The 14,097-nt window shown below is 64.5% G+C and carries 12 protein-coding genes; all 12 read left to right on the forward strand.

Going from position 1 to position 14,097, the window contains the following annotated elements; translation table 11 throughout:
- The first annotated feature begins 89 nt into the window (after window positions 1-89).
- Window positions 90-1,322 (forward strand): urate hydroxylase PuuD, encoded by a 1,233-nt coding sequence (locus O3300_RS23625; protein ID WP_305054292.1) that lies wholly within the window; start codon window positions 90-92, stop codon window positions 1,320-1,322.
- Complete coding sequence (locus O3300_RS23630) at window positions 1,319-2,554, forward strand: M20/M25/M40 family metallo-hydrolase (protein ID WP_099665351.1); 1,236 nt, start codon at window positions 1,319-1,321, stop codon at window positions 2,552-2,554. Before O3300_RS23625 ends, O3300_RS23630 begins: the two co-directional genes overlap by 4 nt.
- Before the next feature lie 57 nt (window positions 2,555-2,611).
- Window positions 2,612-3,538: a LysR family transcriptional regulator gene (locus O3300_RS23635; protein ID WP_305054293.1), complete on the forward strand. Its 927-nt coding sequence runs from the start codon at window positions 2,612-2,614 to the stop codon at window positions 3,536-3,538.
- Between the two features lie 134 nt (window positions 3,539-3,672).
- A complete protein-coding gene (locus O3300_RS23640) occupies window positions 3,673-4,344 on the forward strand; it encodes a DUF4286 family protein (RefSeq protein WP_305054294.1) in 672 nt (223 codons plus the stop codon).
- Window positions 4,345-4,450: 106 nt separating this feature from the next.
- Window positions 4,451-5,776: an MFS transporter gene (locus tag O3300_RS23645; protein WP_099665348.1), complete on the forward strand. Its 1,326-nt coding sequence runs from the start codon at window positions 4,451-4,453 to the stop codon at window positions 5,774-5,776.
- A gap of 9 nt (window positions 5,777-5,785) precedes the next feature.
- Window positions 5,786-6,463: a DUF2848 domain-containing protein gene (locus O3300_RS23650; protein ID WP_099665347.1), complete on the forward strand. Its 678-nt coding sequence runs from the start codon at window positions 5,786-5,788 to the stop codon at window positions 6,461-6,463.
- A gap of 4 nt (window positions 6,464-6,467) precedes the next feature.
- Window positions 6,468-7,817: an amidase gene (locus O3300_RS23655; RefSeq protein ID WP_305054295.1), complete on the forward strand. Its 1,350-nt coding sequence runs from the start codon at window positions 6,468-6,470 to the stop codon at window positions 7,815-7,817.
- A 128-nt stretch (window positions 7,818-7,945) separates the two neighbouring features.
- Window positions 7,946-9,238 (forward strand): paraquat-inducible protein A, encoded by a 1,293-nt coding sequence (locus O3300_RS23660; RefSeq protein WP_369812319.1) that lies wholly within the window; start codon window positions 7,946-7,948, stop codon window positions 9,236-9,238.
- Complete coding sequence (locus tag O3300_RS23665; protein WP_305054296.1) at window positions 9,231-10,862, forward strand: intermembrane transport protein PqiB; 1,632 nt, start codon at window positions 9,231-9,233, stop codon at window positions 10,860-10,862. Before O3300_RS23660 ends, O3300_RS23665 begins: the two co-directional genes overlap by 8 nt.
- A 23-nt stretch (window positions 10,863-10,885) precedes the next feature.
- A complete protein-coding gene (locus O3300_RS23670) occupies window positions 10,886-11,455 on the forward strand; it encodes a membrane integrity-associated transporter subunit PqiC (RefSeq protein ID WP_251349760.1) in 570 nt (189 codons plus the stop codon).
- 47 nt (window positions 11,456-11,502) lie between these two features.
- Window positions 11,503-11,901, forward strand: a complete 399-nt coding sequence (locus tag O3300_RS23675) for a DUF2946 domain-containing protein (protein ID WP_251349761.1) — start codon at window positions 11,503-11,505, stop codon at window positions 11,899-11,901.
- 77 nt (window positions 11,902-11,978) lie between these two features.
- Window positions 11,979-14,093, forward strand: coding sequence for a TonB-dependent receptor domain-containing protein (locus O3300_RS23680; RefSeq protein ID WP_305054297.1), 2,115 nt, complete (start codon window positions 11,979-11,981; stop codon window positions 14,091-14,093).
- Window positions 14,094-14,097 lie beyond the last annotated feature (4 nt).

Below are 14,097 nucleotides of genomic sequence, written 5' to 3' on the forward strand. Positions count from 1 at the left end.
ATACGATATTTTTCATGTGATGGGCGGTAAATCCGTTTATCTTGTGTAGATTGGCACGAATATTGGTTCGGTCTGACTAGAGGAAATTTATGGAAGTATTTGCCTACCTGATTCCGTACGGCCTGGAGTGGCTGAACCTGATCGTCCGCTGGCTGCACGTCATCACGGGCATCGCCTGGATCGGCGCTTCCTTTTATTTTGTCTGGCTCGACAACTCGATCCGCCCGCCCGCGCCCGGCTCGGAGCTGGCAAAGAAAGGCGTGTCGGGAGAATTGTGGGCCGTGCACGGCGGCGGCTTCTATAACCCCCAAAAATACCTGGTGGCGCCCGCGGAACTGCCGAAGGAACTGCACTGGTTCAAGTGGGAAGCGTATTCGACCTGGCTGTCCGGCTTTGCGCTGCTGACGATTGCCTACTACTTCAATGCCCAGGCCATGATGATCGACAAATCCGTGGCCGACATCAGCAGCGGCCAGGCGATCGGCATCGGCATCGCCACCCTCGTCATCGGCTGGGCCGTGTACGACCTGCTGTGCCGATCAAAGCTGGCGCAATACGAGCTGTGGTTCGGCGTGACGGTGTTTGCCCTGATCGTCGGCGCCGCATATGTGCTCACGCACTTGCTCAGCGGGCGCGCCGCCTACATCCACGTGGGCGCCATGATCGGCACCATCATGGTGGCCAATGTACTGATGCTGATCATTCCCGGCCAGCGCAAGATGGTCGAAGCCATGGCCGCCGGCAAGCTGCCCGATCCCAAGCACGGTTTGAAGGCCAAGCAGCGCAGCGTGCATAACAATTATTTTACGTTGCCGGTGCTGTTCATCATGATCAGCAACCACTACGCGATGACCTACCGCAACGATCACGCCTGGCTGGTGCTGGCGCTGATCATGGCGGCCGGCGTCTTCATCCGCCACTTCTTCAACCTGCGCCACAAGGGCCGCGTCGAGTGGCGCTATCCGGCCCTGGGCGTGGCCTTGCTGGTGGCCGTCGCAGTGGCCATCGCGCCCAAGGCGCCCGTGGCCGTGGCGGCCGCGCCGGCGGTGGACCCTGCCGCGCAGTTCAAGGCCGTGCATGCCATCATCGCCCAGCGCTGCGCCACCTGCCATTCGGCCCAGCCCACGCAACCGGGCTTTGCCACGGCGCCGGCCGGCATGATGCTGGATAATGAAGTCGAAATCCGCCAGCACGCGGCGCAGATCTACAAGCAGGCCATTGAACTGAAGGCCATGCCGATCGGGAACCTGACCAATATGACGGACGCCGAGCGCAGTGAGCTGGGCGCCTGGCTGCAACAGACCATGCAAGGAGCAAAATGACAACGCACGCAGAACGAATCACGGCCTGGATCGACGAACACTTCGACGAGGAAGTCGCCTTTTTGCAGAAGGTGGTGCAGCAGCCGACGGATACGCCGCCCGGCAATAACGCGCCCCATGCGGACCTGGTGGCGCAGCTGCTGCAGGCGTATGGCTGGCAGGCGGAAAAGCACGCGGTGCCAGCGGCGCAGGTGGAAGCGTACGGCATGCAAAGCATCACCAACCTGATCGTGCGCCGGCCGTATGCCGCGGGCGGGCCGACGGTGGCCCTGAATGCGCATGGCGACGTGGTGCCGCCTGGCGACAACTGGACGTACCCGCCGTATGGCGGCCAGATCGACGACGGCTATATCTACGGCCGCGCGACGGCCGTGTCGAAGGGCGATTTCGCCACCTATGTGTTTGCCGCGCGCGCGCTCGAGGCGCTGGGCATTCCCTTGAAGGGCCAGCTTGAGCTGCATTTTACGTACGACGAGGAATTCGGCGGCTTGCTGGGGCCGGGCTGGCTGCTGGAGCAGCAGCTGACGAAGCCCGATTTCGTCATCGCCGCCGGTTTCAGCTACGGCATCGTCACCGCCCACAACGCCTGCCTGCAGCTGGAAATCACCGTGCACGGCAAGTCGGGCCACGGCTCCATGCCGGAGACGGGACACGACGCGCTGCAGGCGGCCAACAAGATCCTCAACGCTATCTACGGCCAGTTGCCGGAGCTGAAAAAGATCAAATCCGCAGTGGCGGGCATCGATTCGCCCACCATGCTGGTGGGGCGCATCGACGGCGGCACGAATACCAATGTGGTGCCGGGCAAGGTGGTCATGAAGATGGACCGCCGCATGATTCCGGAAGAAGACCCTGTGGCGGTGGAAGCGCAGGTGCGCGCGCTGATCGAGGACGCCGTACGGGGCGAGCCCGGCATCCGCCTCGAAATTCGCCGCCTGCTGCTCTCGCACGCGCTGCGCCCCTTGCCCGGTTCCGAACAGCTGGTGGGCAGCCTGCAGAAAAATGCGCAAGCCATCCTCGGCGAAACGATTCCCGCCGTCGGCACGCCCCTGTATGCGGATGCGCGTCTGTATGGCGAGCGGGGTATCCCCGCCGTGCTGTATGGCGCCGGTCCGCGCACGGTGCCCGAATCGAATGCGAAGAAGGCCGACGAGCGCCTGGCGCTCGACGATTTGCGCAAGGCCAGCAAGATCGTCGCCCTGACCCTGCTGGACTTCCTGGCGCAGAAATAAGGTCGCTGACTTTGGCTTACAATGGGGCGGACATTCAAACTGTGAAGAAGAGCCCCATTGAATACCCGTTTTCTCGAAGCGTTTGTCTGGGCTGCGCGGCTGGGCAGCTTCCGCACGGCGGCCGACAAGCTGCACATCACGCAGGCGGCCATCTCGAACCGCATCGCCTCGCTGGAGCAGGATTTCGGCACGCGTCTGTTCGACCGCGACGCGCGTGAAATCCGCCTGACCTTCGCCGGGCGCAACCTGCTCGTGTACGCCGAGCGCATGCTGGAACTGTGCCGCGACATGTATGCGGCCAATTCCTCGCCCGCGCACATCACGGGCGAAGTGCGCATCGGCGTCATCGAAACCATCGTGCATACCTGGCTGATTCCGTTCCTGCAGCGGGTGCAGGAGCGCTATCCGGGCATCGAGATTCAACTGACGTCGGAATCGACGCGCCGCCTGCACGAACAGTTGCAGCAGGGCGAGCTCGATATCGCGCTGCAGACGGACATGCTGACGGGCGACCATCTCCGCAGCACGGGCAGCGGTGCCATCGCCATGGGCTGGGCGGGCAGGGCTGCCGACTGGCCCGACACGAGAAAGCCGTTCACGGTGGCGCAATTGGCGCAGCATCCGATCATCACCATGAACCGGGGCTCGCAACCCCATTCCGCATTAAAAGCGCTGTGCCAGGACGAGGGCGTGCAGCTGGGCAGGGTACATTGCGTCAGTTCGATTTCCGCCATCGTGCGGCTGGTCAAAGCGGGTTTCGGCATCGCCGTGCTGCCGCTGGCACCCCTGCGCGAGGAAATCGAGCAGGGCCACATCGCCCTGATTCCCTGTACCAGCAGTCTGGCGCCGCAGCGCATCGTCATCAGTTACAGCGAAGACCTCACCACGGAAGCGATTCAATTGGTGGCCATGCTGGCATGCGAGGAGGCGGCCAGGTTCACCCTGGGGCTGGGCGAAGAGTATGGCGCCGGTGCGCGGACGTGAGAATTAAATTGCTGTTGTCACCGCGACCCATAAGAAAAACTTATCAGTCACGTTCAGAATAACCCGTTTGCCAAGTGATGGCGTGCCACCTATTCTGGGCTGGCATACCACCCATCACGCAGAACGGAACCATCATGACGACCTCCCCCACCTTGCCCGGCATCCTGTTTGTCTGGACCAGCGCCGACCCGGAACACGAACGCGATTTCAACCGCTGGTATGACCGCGAACACGTGGAAGAGCGCGTGCGCATTCCCGGTTTTGTCAGCGGCACGCGCTACCAGAGCGTGCGCGGTCCCCGCAAATACCTGGGCCTGTACCGCACCGATTCGCTGGGCGCCTTCCAGACGCCCGACTACTTCAAGGCTTTCGGCCAGCAGACGCCATGGTCGGTGACGAATCTGCAGCGCATGGTGGACCCGATGCGCCGCGTCTGCGCCATCGAGGCGGAAACGGGCATGGGTACGGGCGCCTGGCTGGCGGTGTTGCGCCTGGGCGCGTCGGCGATCGGTCAGGATGCGCAAGCCGTGGCCGCCATGGCCGCGCTGGGGGCGACATTGCTGCAGATCGATGGCGTGATTGCCACTCGCTTGCTGACGCCCGACGCGAACCTGTCCGGCCCCCTGCCGGCGGAGCAGAAGGAGGGCCGCGTGCTCGACCCGATCTTCCTGATCGACGCATCGTCGGAAAGCGCCGCCATGGCCGCCGCCAATGCCGCCAGCGCGGCGCTGGGCCTCGACGGCGAACAGACGGCCATCCTGCAACTGTCCTGGCAGTTGCGCGAGGCCGACCTGCACGCGGCCTGACACGCACGCGCATCTTGCCGGCACTGATAACACGAGACACGGGCCACGGCGCAGGGCAAAGCATCCTGCGCCGGACCTGCAATAAAACTGACGAGAGAGGTAGGCAATGACCACATATACAACGGCAAACGCTGCGCATCCGGCGGCCCAGGCACCGGGCGACAAGCCAAAAACGGGACGCCTGGCCACGGCCAGCATGGTCGGAACGACCCTGGAATGGTATGACTTCACCGTCTACAACACCATGGCGGCGTTGATCTTCAACCACCTGTTTTTCCCTTCTTTCGATCCGCTGACGGGCACCATCTTGGCCTTTTCCACGTACGCCGTCGGCTATATCTCGCGTCCCATCGGCGGCGTGATCTTCGGCCACCTGGGCGACAAGCTGGGACGCCGCTGGGTACTGGTGGTGACCCTGATGCTGATGGGCGTGACGACTGGCTTGATGGGCCTCTTGCCCACGTATGCGACGGCTGGCATCTGGAGCCCGGTCCTGCTGGTGGCCCTGCGCTTCGTGCAGGGCATCGCGCTGGGTGGCGAATGGGCGGGCGCCGTGCTGATTTCCGTCGAACACGGCGCGCCGGACAAACGGGGCCGCAACGCTTCGTGGACGCAGGTGGGGCCGTCGTTCGGCACCTTGCTGGCCACTGGCTGCATCGGTTTGATCACCTACCTGCTGCCGCATGAAGCGTTCATGGACTGGGGCTGGCGCATGCCGTTCATCGCCAGCCTGTTGCTGGTGGCCTTCGGCATGTGGATACGCAGCGGCATCGAGGAAACGCCGCTGTTCAAGGAACTTGACCAGAAGGATGCGAAGGCGGAAGCGCCGATCGGCGACGTGCTGCGCCTCTACTGGCGCCGTTTGCTGATCGCCGGCGGCGTGCGCATCGGCTCGGACGTGCTGTATGCGCTGGTGGTGGTGTTCACCCTGACGTATGTGACGACGGTACTGCACCTGTCGTCGACGCTGGCGCTGACCGCCATCATGATCGGCACGGCCTGCAATGCGCTGTCGGTGCCCGTGTTTGGCGCGCTGTCGGACAAGATCGGCCGCCGACCCGTATATGCGCTGGGCGCCGTGCTGGGACTCGTGTGGGCGTTTGCCTTCTTCACCCTGCTCGACACGGCCAGTCCGGCCGCCATCGTCACGGCCGTTGTCGTAGGCCTGGTCATCCACGCCATCATGTACGGCCCGCAAGCGGCCTTCGTCATCGAGCAATTCCCCACCAAGGTGCGCTATGCGGGTTCCTCGCTGGCCTATACCTTGGCCGGCGTCATCGGCGGCGGCTTTGCACCGCTCGTCATCGCCAGCCTGTACCGCTCGTACAACAGCACCATGGCCGTCTCGCTGTATGTAGCGGCGGCCCTGCTGATCACCGGTGCCGCCGTCTTCGCAGCCAGAGAAACGGGCCGCGGCCCTCTTGAGGAGTAAAGAGATACCATGACTACCCATACCTTCAACCTGGCGGGCCACGGCCCCGTCACCTTCGACATCGACAACCTGATCATCGCTGGCTGGACGGGCCGCGACCTGGCGATGGTCGAACACCATATCGCCGAACTGGAAGCCATCGGCGTGGCGCGCCCGAAAAGCGTGCCGACCTTTTACCGCGTGGCGGCGGCGCTGCTGTCCAGCGATGCCGCCATCGAAGTGCCGGGCCGCGATTCGTCCGGCGAGGCCGAATTCGTGCTGTTCTCCACCGAATACGGCCTGCTGGTGGGCATCGGCTCCGACCATACGGACCGCAAGGTGGAAAGCTATGGCGTGACGGTGTCGAAGCAGATGTGCGGCAAGCCCGTGGGCGACACCTTGTGGCGCTATGCCGATGTGGCGGACCACTGGGACCAGCTGCAGATGCGCTCCTGGCGCGAGCGCGCCGGCGTGCCGGCCCTGTACCAGGATGGCCCCGTGACGCGCATGCTGTCACCGGAAGACCTGATCCTGCGCTACACGGGGCAGGCGACTCTGCCCGTGGGCAGCGCCATGTTTTGTGGCACGCAGCCCATCATCGGTGAAATGGGCCACGGCGACGCCTTCGAGCTGGAGCTGTATGATCCAGCCTTGCAGCGCCGCCTGCAGCACCGCTATGCCGTGCAAACCCTGCCCGTGGAAGGATAACGCAATGACCAAGACCATCCGTGAACTGGCCGCCGACTTGGCCGCCGGTCGCATCACCAGCGTGGAATTGACGCAGCGCATGCTGGCGCGCGCCGAGGCGCACAGGGCGCAGGGCGGCCATGCCTATGTCAGCCTCGATGGCGAACAGGCGCTGGCCGAGGCCCGTGCCAGCGATGCGGCGCGCGCGGCAGGCTGGATGCCTTCGCTGCTGGCAGGCATTCCCCTGTCCATCAAGGACCTGTTCGACGTCAGGGGGCAGGTCAGCAGCGCCGCCTCGCTGGCGCTGGCTGACGCCCCGCCCGCCGTTGTGGATGCCGGCGCCGTGGCGCGTCTGCGCGCGGCTGGCGCCATCCTGCTGGGCCGCACCAACATGAGCGAATTCGCATTCTCCGGCCTGGGCTTGAATCCCCATTACGGCACGCCGCGCAATCCGCACGACCGCGCGCGCGTGGCGGGCGGCTCCACCTCGGGCGGCGCCGTGACGGTGGCGCTGGGGATGGCTGCGGGAGCGCTGGGCACGGACACGGGCGGCTCGATCCGCATCCCGTCCGCTTTTTGCGGCTTGACGGGCTTCAAGCCGACGGCCGCTTCCGTGCCGCTGACCGGCACGGTGCCGCTGTCGCGCTCCCTCGATTCGGCCGGGCCCATCGCGCACAGTGTCGATTGCTGCGCCATTTTGTACGCAGCGCTGTCGGGCCATGACATCAGCGCGCAGGCGCCAGCACTGAAAGGCTTGCGCTTTGGCTTTACCCTGGACTATGTCGGTACGCATGTGGCGCCGCAGGTGCAGCAGGCTTTCGATGCTGCCCTGGACAAGCTGCGGCAAGCTGGCGCGCAGGTAGAACAGTTCGATTTCCCCGAATTGCTGGAGCTGCCGACGATCAATGGCGGCGGCGGGCTGGTGGCGGCGGAAGCCTGGCACTGGCACAGGATATTACTTGAAGAGAAGGGTGCACAGTACGACCAGCGCGTGGCGGCGCGCATCCGCCGCGGTCAGCAGCAGGGCGCGGCCGACTACATCGACCTGCTCGATGCGCGCGCGCGCCTGATCGGCGTCGCCCGGCGGCGCCTGGCGCCGTTCGACGCCTGGCTGATGCCCAGCGTGGCCATCCAGGCGCCGGAAGTCGCGCCGCTGGAAGCGGATGACGCCACCTTCTTTGCCACGAATGGCCTGGTGCTGCGCAACGCCAGCGTGATCAACTTCCTCGACGGCTGCGCGCTGTCGCTGCCTTGCCACGCCGACGGCGAGCTGCCCGTGGGGCTGGGTATTTGCGGCCTGGCGGGCGTCGACGATACAGTGCTGCAAATCGGCCGCGCCGTGGAGGCGCTGCTGCGGGAGCGTGGAAAAGAATAATGCTGTAGTGCAGAAAAATGCCAACTCTGTCATGATGGCTGGCATTGACATGGGATAGTCGCGCTTCAGGCGCCGGCAAACTTCACACTGTGCACCGATACGACCTGATTAGTTGTCATGACTGCGGCGTGCTGTACCGCAAACGTCCGCTGCGTCCCCGCGAAAAGGCGCGCTGCATCCGTTGCCGCTCGGTGCTGTATCGCGGCGCGCATGCGCAGGGCGCATCGGCCGAATTGACCAAGGTGGTGGCGCTCACTCTGGGCGCCGCTTTTGTCTTCCTGATCGCCCAGTTTTTCCCTATCGTCGAACTCGACGTCAATGGCCTCACTTCCAGCGCCACCTTGCTCGGTTCCATCCGCGTGCTGTGGTCCGAGCAGATGCACATCGTGGCGACGATGGTCTTCCTGTTTACCATCCTCTTTCCCGCCATCGAACTCGGTTCCCTGCTGTACGTGGCGCTGGGCCTGCGCGGCGGCGTCAAGGTGCCCGGCTTTAACCGCGTGCTGCGCGCCGTGCAGACGGCGCGCGAATGGGGCATGACGGAGGTGCTGATGATCGGCATCCTGATCACCGTCGTCAAGATGACCAGCCTGGCCACGGTGCTGCCGCAACCGGGGCTGTTCGCGTTTGGCGCGCTGACCCTGATGCTGGCCATCGTCGTCTCGTTCGACCCCAAGGCCCTGTGGAACCTGGGCGACAACCTGACGCGGCAAGCGCTGCCCGGCATCCGCTACAAGGCCTTCGCACCGGGCGAGAAGGTGCTGCCCTGCCATGCCTGCGGCCTGGTGGCGCCGCCGCTGGGCAAGGGCAGGCACCTGGCTTGCGTGCGCTGCGGCACGGCCCTGCACGTGCGCAAACCGGACAGCATCAACCGCACCTGGGCCTTGCTGACCGCCGCCATGATCCTCTACATTCCTGCCAACCTGCTGCCCGTGATGGTGACGCAATCGCTGTTCGGCGCGCAGGACGACACCATCATGAGCGGCGTGGTGCTGTTCTGGACCAGCGGCTCGAAAGGTCTGGCCATCATCATTTTCATCGCCAGCGTGGTCGTGCCGATGCTGAAGCTGGGCGTGCTGGCGCTGCTGGCATTCACCGCGCAGCGGCGTTCGCGCTGGCGGCCGCGCCAGCGCACCATCTTGTACCGCATGGTCGAATTCATCGGCCGCTGGTCCATGCTCGACATCTTTGTCGTCACCCTGACGGTGGCGCTGGTGCGCTTCAAGTCGCTGGCCGTGATCACGGCCGGTCCTGGTGCGCTGGCCTTTGGCGCCGTGGTGGTGCTGACCATGCTGGCGGCGATGCAGTTCGACCCGCGCCTGATCTGGGACCCCGTCGACGGGCAGGTGCCCGGCGAGGAAGAACCCGTGGTGGTGACAAATACCGGAAACAATACAGTGATTGGAGAACAGCATGTCTGACAAAGAAGCAGGCGACCTTGCCGAAGCGGGCGGCCGCCCATTGCCGGAGCCTGATGTGGAACAGGGCAGCCGCTGGCTGCCGTCGCTGGTATGGCTCATCCCGCTGCTGGCCGCGCTGATCGGCGCCGGCCTGGCCGCCAAGTCCATCCTCGACCAGGGGCCTACGGTGACGGTCAGCTTCAAGAGCGCCGAAGGACTCGAGCCTGGCAAGACCAAGGTCAAGTACAAGGATGTCGATATCGGCCAGGTGCGCGCCATCACACTGGGCGAGGACTTGAGCAAGGTGCTGGTGACGATCGACATGAGCAAGGAAGCGCGCCGCTTCGCTACCGCCGATTCGCGTTTCTGGGTGGTGCGCCCGCAGATCGGCGCCAGCGGCGTGACGGGGCTGGGCACCTTGCTGTCGGGCGCCTACATCGGCGTCGACACGGGCAAGTCGGAAGCGAAGAAAGACAACTTCATCGGCATGGAAAGTCCGCCCGCCGTGGCCGGCGACCAGAAGGGCAAGCTGTACACCCTGCATGCGGAAAGCCTCGGCTCCGTCGACGTGGGTTCACCCCTGTTCTTCCACCGCCTGCGCGTGGGCAAGGTGGTCAGCTTTGCGCTGGACAAGGATGGCAACGGCATCACCATGTCCGTCTTCGTGAACGCGCCGTACGACCAGTTCGTCGGCAAGAACGCGCGCTGGTGGCATGCCAGCGGCGTCGATGTGCGCCTCGATTCGAACGGCTTCAAGCTGAACACCCAGTCCCTGGCGGCCATGCTGGTGGGCGGCATCGCCTTCGAGGCGGAAAATGGCCGCAAGCCCGAAGAGCCGGCACCGGCCAATACCAATTTCCGCCTGGCGGCCGATGAGGCCAGCGCCATGCGCGAACCCGATGGCCAGGCCATCACCACCGTGTTCTATTTCGACCAGTCCCTGCGCGGCTTGCAGCCCGGCGCCACGGTGGACTTCCGCGGCATCGTGCTGGGCGAGGTGCGTTCGGTCGGCATCGAGTTCGATCCCGTGAAGAAGAACTTCCGCATGCCCGTCACCGTCAATCTGTACCCGGCCCGCCTGGGCATGCGCTTCAAGGCCGCTGTCGACGATGAGGAAGGTTCGGCCGGCCACCAGCTGCTCGAACGCATGGTCAGCCGTGGCTTGCGCGCCCAGCTACGCACGGGCAACCTGCTGACCAGCCAGCTGTACATCGCGCTGGACTTCTTCCCGAAAGCGCCGAAGGTGGTGCTCGACGCGAACAAGTATCCGCTGGAAGTGCCGACCGTGCCGAACACGCTCGACGAATTGCAGACGCAGATCGCCAGCATCGCCCGCAAGCTCGATCAGGTACCGTATGCGGAGATCGGCAATAATCTGAACGCCACCATCAAGCAGGCCAATACCCTGTTCAAGCAGCTCGATGGCCAGGTGGTGCCGGAAATGCGCGATACCTTGACGGCGGCGAAACAGACCTTCGGCACGGCCGAACAGGTGCTGCAAAAGGATTCGCCGCTGCAGTCGGACGTGCGCCAGGCCTTGCAGCAGCTGACGCAAACCCTGCAATCGCTCAATGCCCTGTCGGATTACCTGGAACGCCACCCAGAGTCCCTGATCCGCGGTAAAAAAGGAGATGAGAAAAAATGAAGCAGCCAATTTTTGCGCTTTTGATGACAGCCATCTTGCTGGGCGCCTGCTCCACGCCCCAGCCCGAGCATTTCTATACGCTCAGCGGCGGCGCCGACGCGCAGCCGGCCAAACCCGTCAAATACTATGTCGAGGTGCTGGCCGTCAGCGTGCCGCAGCAGGTGAGCCGTAACCAGTTTGTCGTGACGGCGCCATCGGGGCGCATCGAATTGCTGGAGCAGCAGCGCTGGGCGGGGCCGTTGGCCGGCGAGATCGGCCAGGCCCTGTCGACGGCCGTGACGAACGACCTGGGCGCCATCGACGTGTTCCGCACGCCGCATCCGGACAACTTGCCCGTGTACCGCATCAGCACCAATGTGCAGCGTTTCGAGTCCGTGATGGGCCAATATGCGCTGATCGACGCCGTGTGGAGCGTGCGCCAGCTGGCCACCAGCAAAGTAGTGACTTGCCGCACGATAGCCAATGAAAAGGTGGGCACCGGCTACGATGAACTGGTGCTCGGTCACCGCCGCGCCGTGAACCGCATCGCCGCCGATACGGCGAGCGTGGTGCGCGCTTTTGACAACGGCAACGCCGCCTGTCCGGCCGCCTGAGCCGCTTTCCGCTACCCAGTCCCGGCGGCCGCTGGTAAAATGCGGCCATGGGAATGACCTTGTTCACGCGCCGCTTTGCCGCCTGGATCGCCTGTTTCGCGATCCTGCTGGCGGCGCTCGCGCCATCGGTTTCCCAGGCCGTCGCCAATGCCAAGCAGGAGTCCGGCTCCGGCTGGGCGGAAATCTGCTCGGTGGCCGGCATCCGTTTCGTCCAGGTCGACGATGATGGCGGCGCCGACGGCAAGTCCGGCGGCAAGGCCATGCAGATGGAGCATTGCGCCTTCTGTTCCACGCATGCGGGTTCCGTGGGCTTGCCGCCCAGTCCCGTGCTGCCGCTGCCCGTCGCCGGCGGCACGGCCATTTTCCCGGCCCTGTACTACCAGTCGCCGTCTCCGCTGTTCATCTGGTCCACCGCGCAATCGCGCGCGCCGCCCGCACTCGTCTAAGTCCTTGCATTTTCAATGTTGGCGCTGTCCGCCTTGCGGTGGGGCACGCCGCATCCGCACACTTAAACGAGAATCACATGAACAAGAAACTGTTGGTGCTGGCCGCGGCCATCACCGTGGCTTACCCCTGCGCGCGGGCGCAGCAACTTGACCACGCCATCGACACTGTCGTCGTTTCCGGTTCGCGCGCGCAAGCGTGGCTGTCCGAGACGCCACAGGCCATCGGCGTCGTCAATGCCACAACCCTGGAACGCGACAAGCCCAAGACCATGGGCGATATCCTCAACCGCATCGCCGGCGTGTACTGGAATGACCTGGGCAACGAACAGCACAGCATGAGCATCCGCCAGCCCATCGGCACGAATGCCGTCTACCAGTACCTGGAAGACGGCATTCCCATCCGCCCGCTGGGCGTCTTCAACCACAATTCGCTCAACGAGATGAACATGGCGGGCGCCAGTGGCGTGGAAGTGGTGAAGGGCGCCGCCTCGTCGCTGTACGGCAGCAATGCCGTCGGCGGCGCCGTCAATTTCCTCACGGCCGGCGCCAGCGTGACACCCACGGCAAGCGTGGGCGTGCGGCGCGATAACGTGGGCGGCTACACCCGCTACGACACTTCCGCCAGCGATACCTGGGGGCCGCTGGGACTGCGCTTTTCCCACTACAGTTCGCGCCGTTCGCGCGACAACTGGCAAGAGTACAGCTACGGCGACAAGGATTCGTTCTCGCTGCGCGCCGACTATGCGCTCAGTTCCACCTCGCAGCTGCGCGCCACCATCGTCCACACGGATCTCGATGCGGCGATGACGGGCAGCCTGTTCGAGAACGACTACCGCAATGACCCCGGCAAGAGCCTGAACACGTTTACCTACCGCAAGGACAAGACCACGCGCATGAATCTGGCGTGGGAGGGCGCGACGACGGCCAATGGCACGAGCACCGTCACCGTGTTTACACGCAAGAACGACCATGGGCAGGTTCCCGCGTATTCCATCGGCAGCTGCGCAGGCATGCTGTGCAAGGGCGTCATCAACAATAACCATGTTGATTCGCTGGGGCTGGACGTGAAGCACCAGCAGGAATTCGCCTGGCTGCGTTCGCGCCTGATCGCCGGCGTGTATGTGGACAAGAGCGACAATCCCTTTGTCAGCGATAACCTGTCCATCGTGCGCGATGCCGCCACGGGCCGCTACCTGCGCTACACGCTGGCCAATGCCAGCAATCCGCAGGGCGTGCGCGACTACCAGACGGATATCCTCAATACTGCCGTTTTCGCGCAATGGGAATTTTCTCCGCTGGCGGGCACGCGCGTGGTGCTGGGCGGCCGTTCGGACGCCATCCGCTACGATTACCATAACAGGCTGGCGCCCGGCGGCAGCGTCAATTATGGCGCGCCCGACGAGTCGCGCAGCTTTTCGCACGTGAGCCCGAAGCTGGGCACCACCTACGCCCTCGGCCATGCGGGCAGCGCGTATGCGAACGTCAGCCAGGGCTTTACGCCGCCCGAGGTGAGCCAACTGTATGGCAAGACGGGCATCGCCGACTTGCAGCCGTCCGTCTACAACAACTATGAACTGGGCTTGCGCTGGGCCTTTTTGCAGGGTCGTTTGAAACTCGATACGGCCCTGTACCGGCTCGACGGGCGCGATACCATCGTCAGCTACACGCTCTCGCCCGGCAACAGCGAAAACCGCAATGCGGGGCGCACGCGCAGCGAAGGCCTGGAGCTGGGCCTGAACTACGACAGTGGCCCGTTCGACGCGCGCTTCGCCACGGCCATCGCGCGCCACCGCTACCTGCGCTACCAGGTGTCCTCCACTCTCGATTACAGCGGCCGCACCATGCCGCAGGCGCCGCGCGATATCACCTCGATCGAGATCGGCTACAAGCCCGTGGCCGGCGCGCGTATCGCGCTCGAAGCCGTGCACCAGGGGCGCTACTGGATGAACAATGCCAACACGGTGGAGTACAAGGGGCACGCCTTGCTGAACCTGCGCGCCAGTTACCAGCTCGCGCGCGGGCTGGAAGCGTGGGCGCAGGTGCGCAACCTGGCAGATAAACGCTATGCCGATTCGGCCAGCAGCAGTTATGCGGGCACGGGCAGCTATGCGCCGAACAGCCAGAACCAGTACACGCCCGGCGCGCCGCGCAGCGTGATGCTGGGCCTGGCCTATACCTTCAACGCACTGTGAGGAT

This window comes from Janthinobacterium sp. SUN206 (assembly GCF_030587305.1).
Taxonomy (GTDB): domain Bacteria; phylum Pseudomonadota; class Gammaproteobacteria; order Burkholderiales; family Burkholderiaceae_D; genus Janthinobacterium; species Janthinobacterium kumbetense.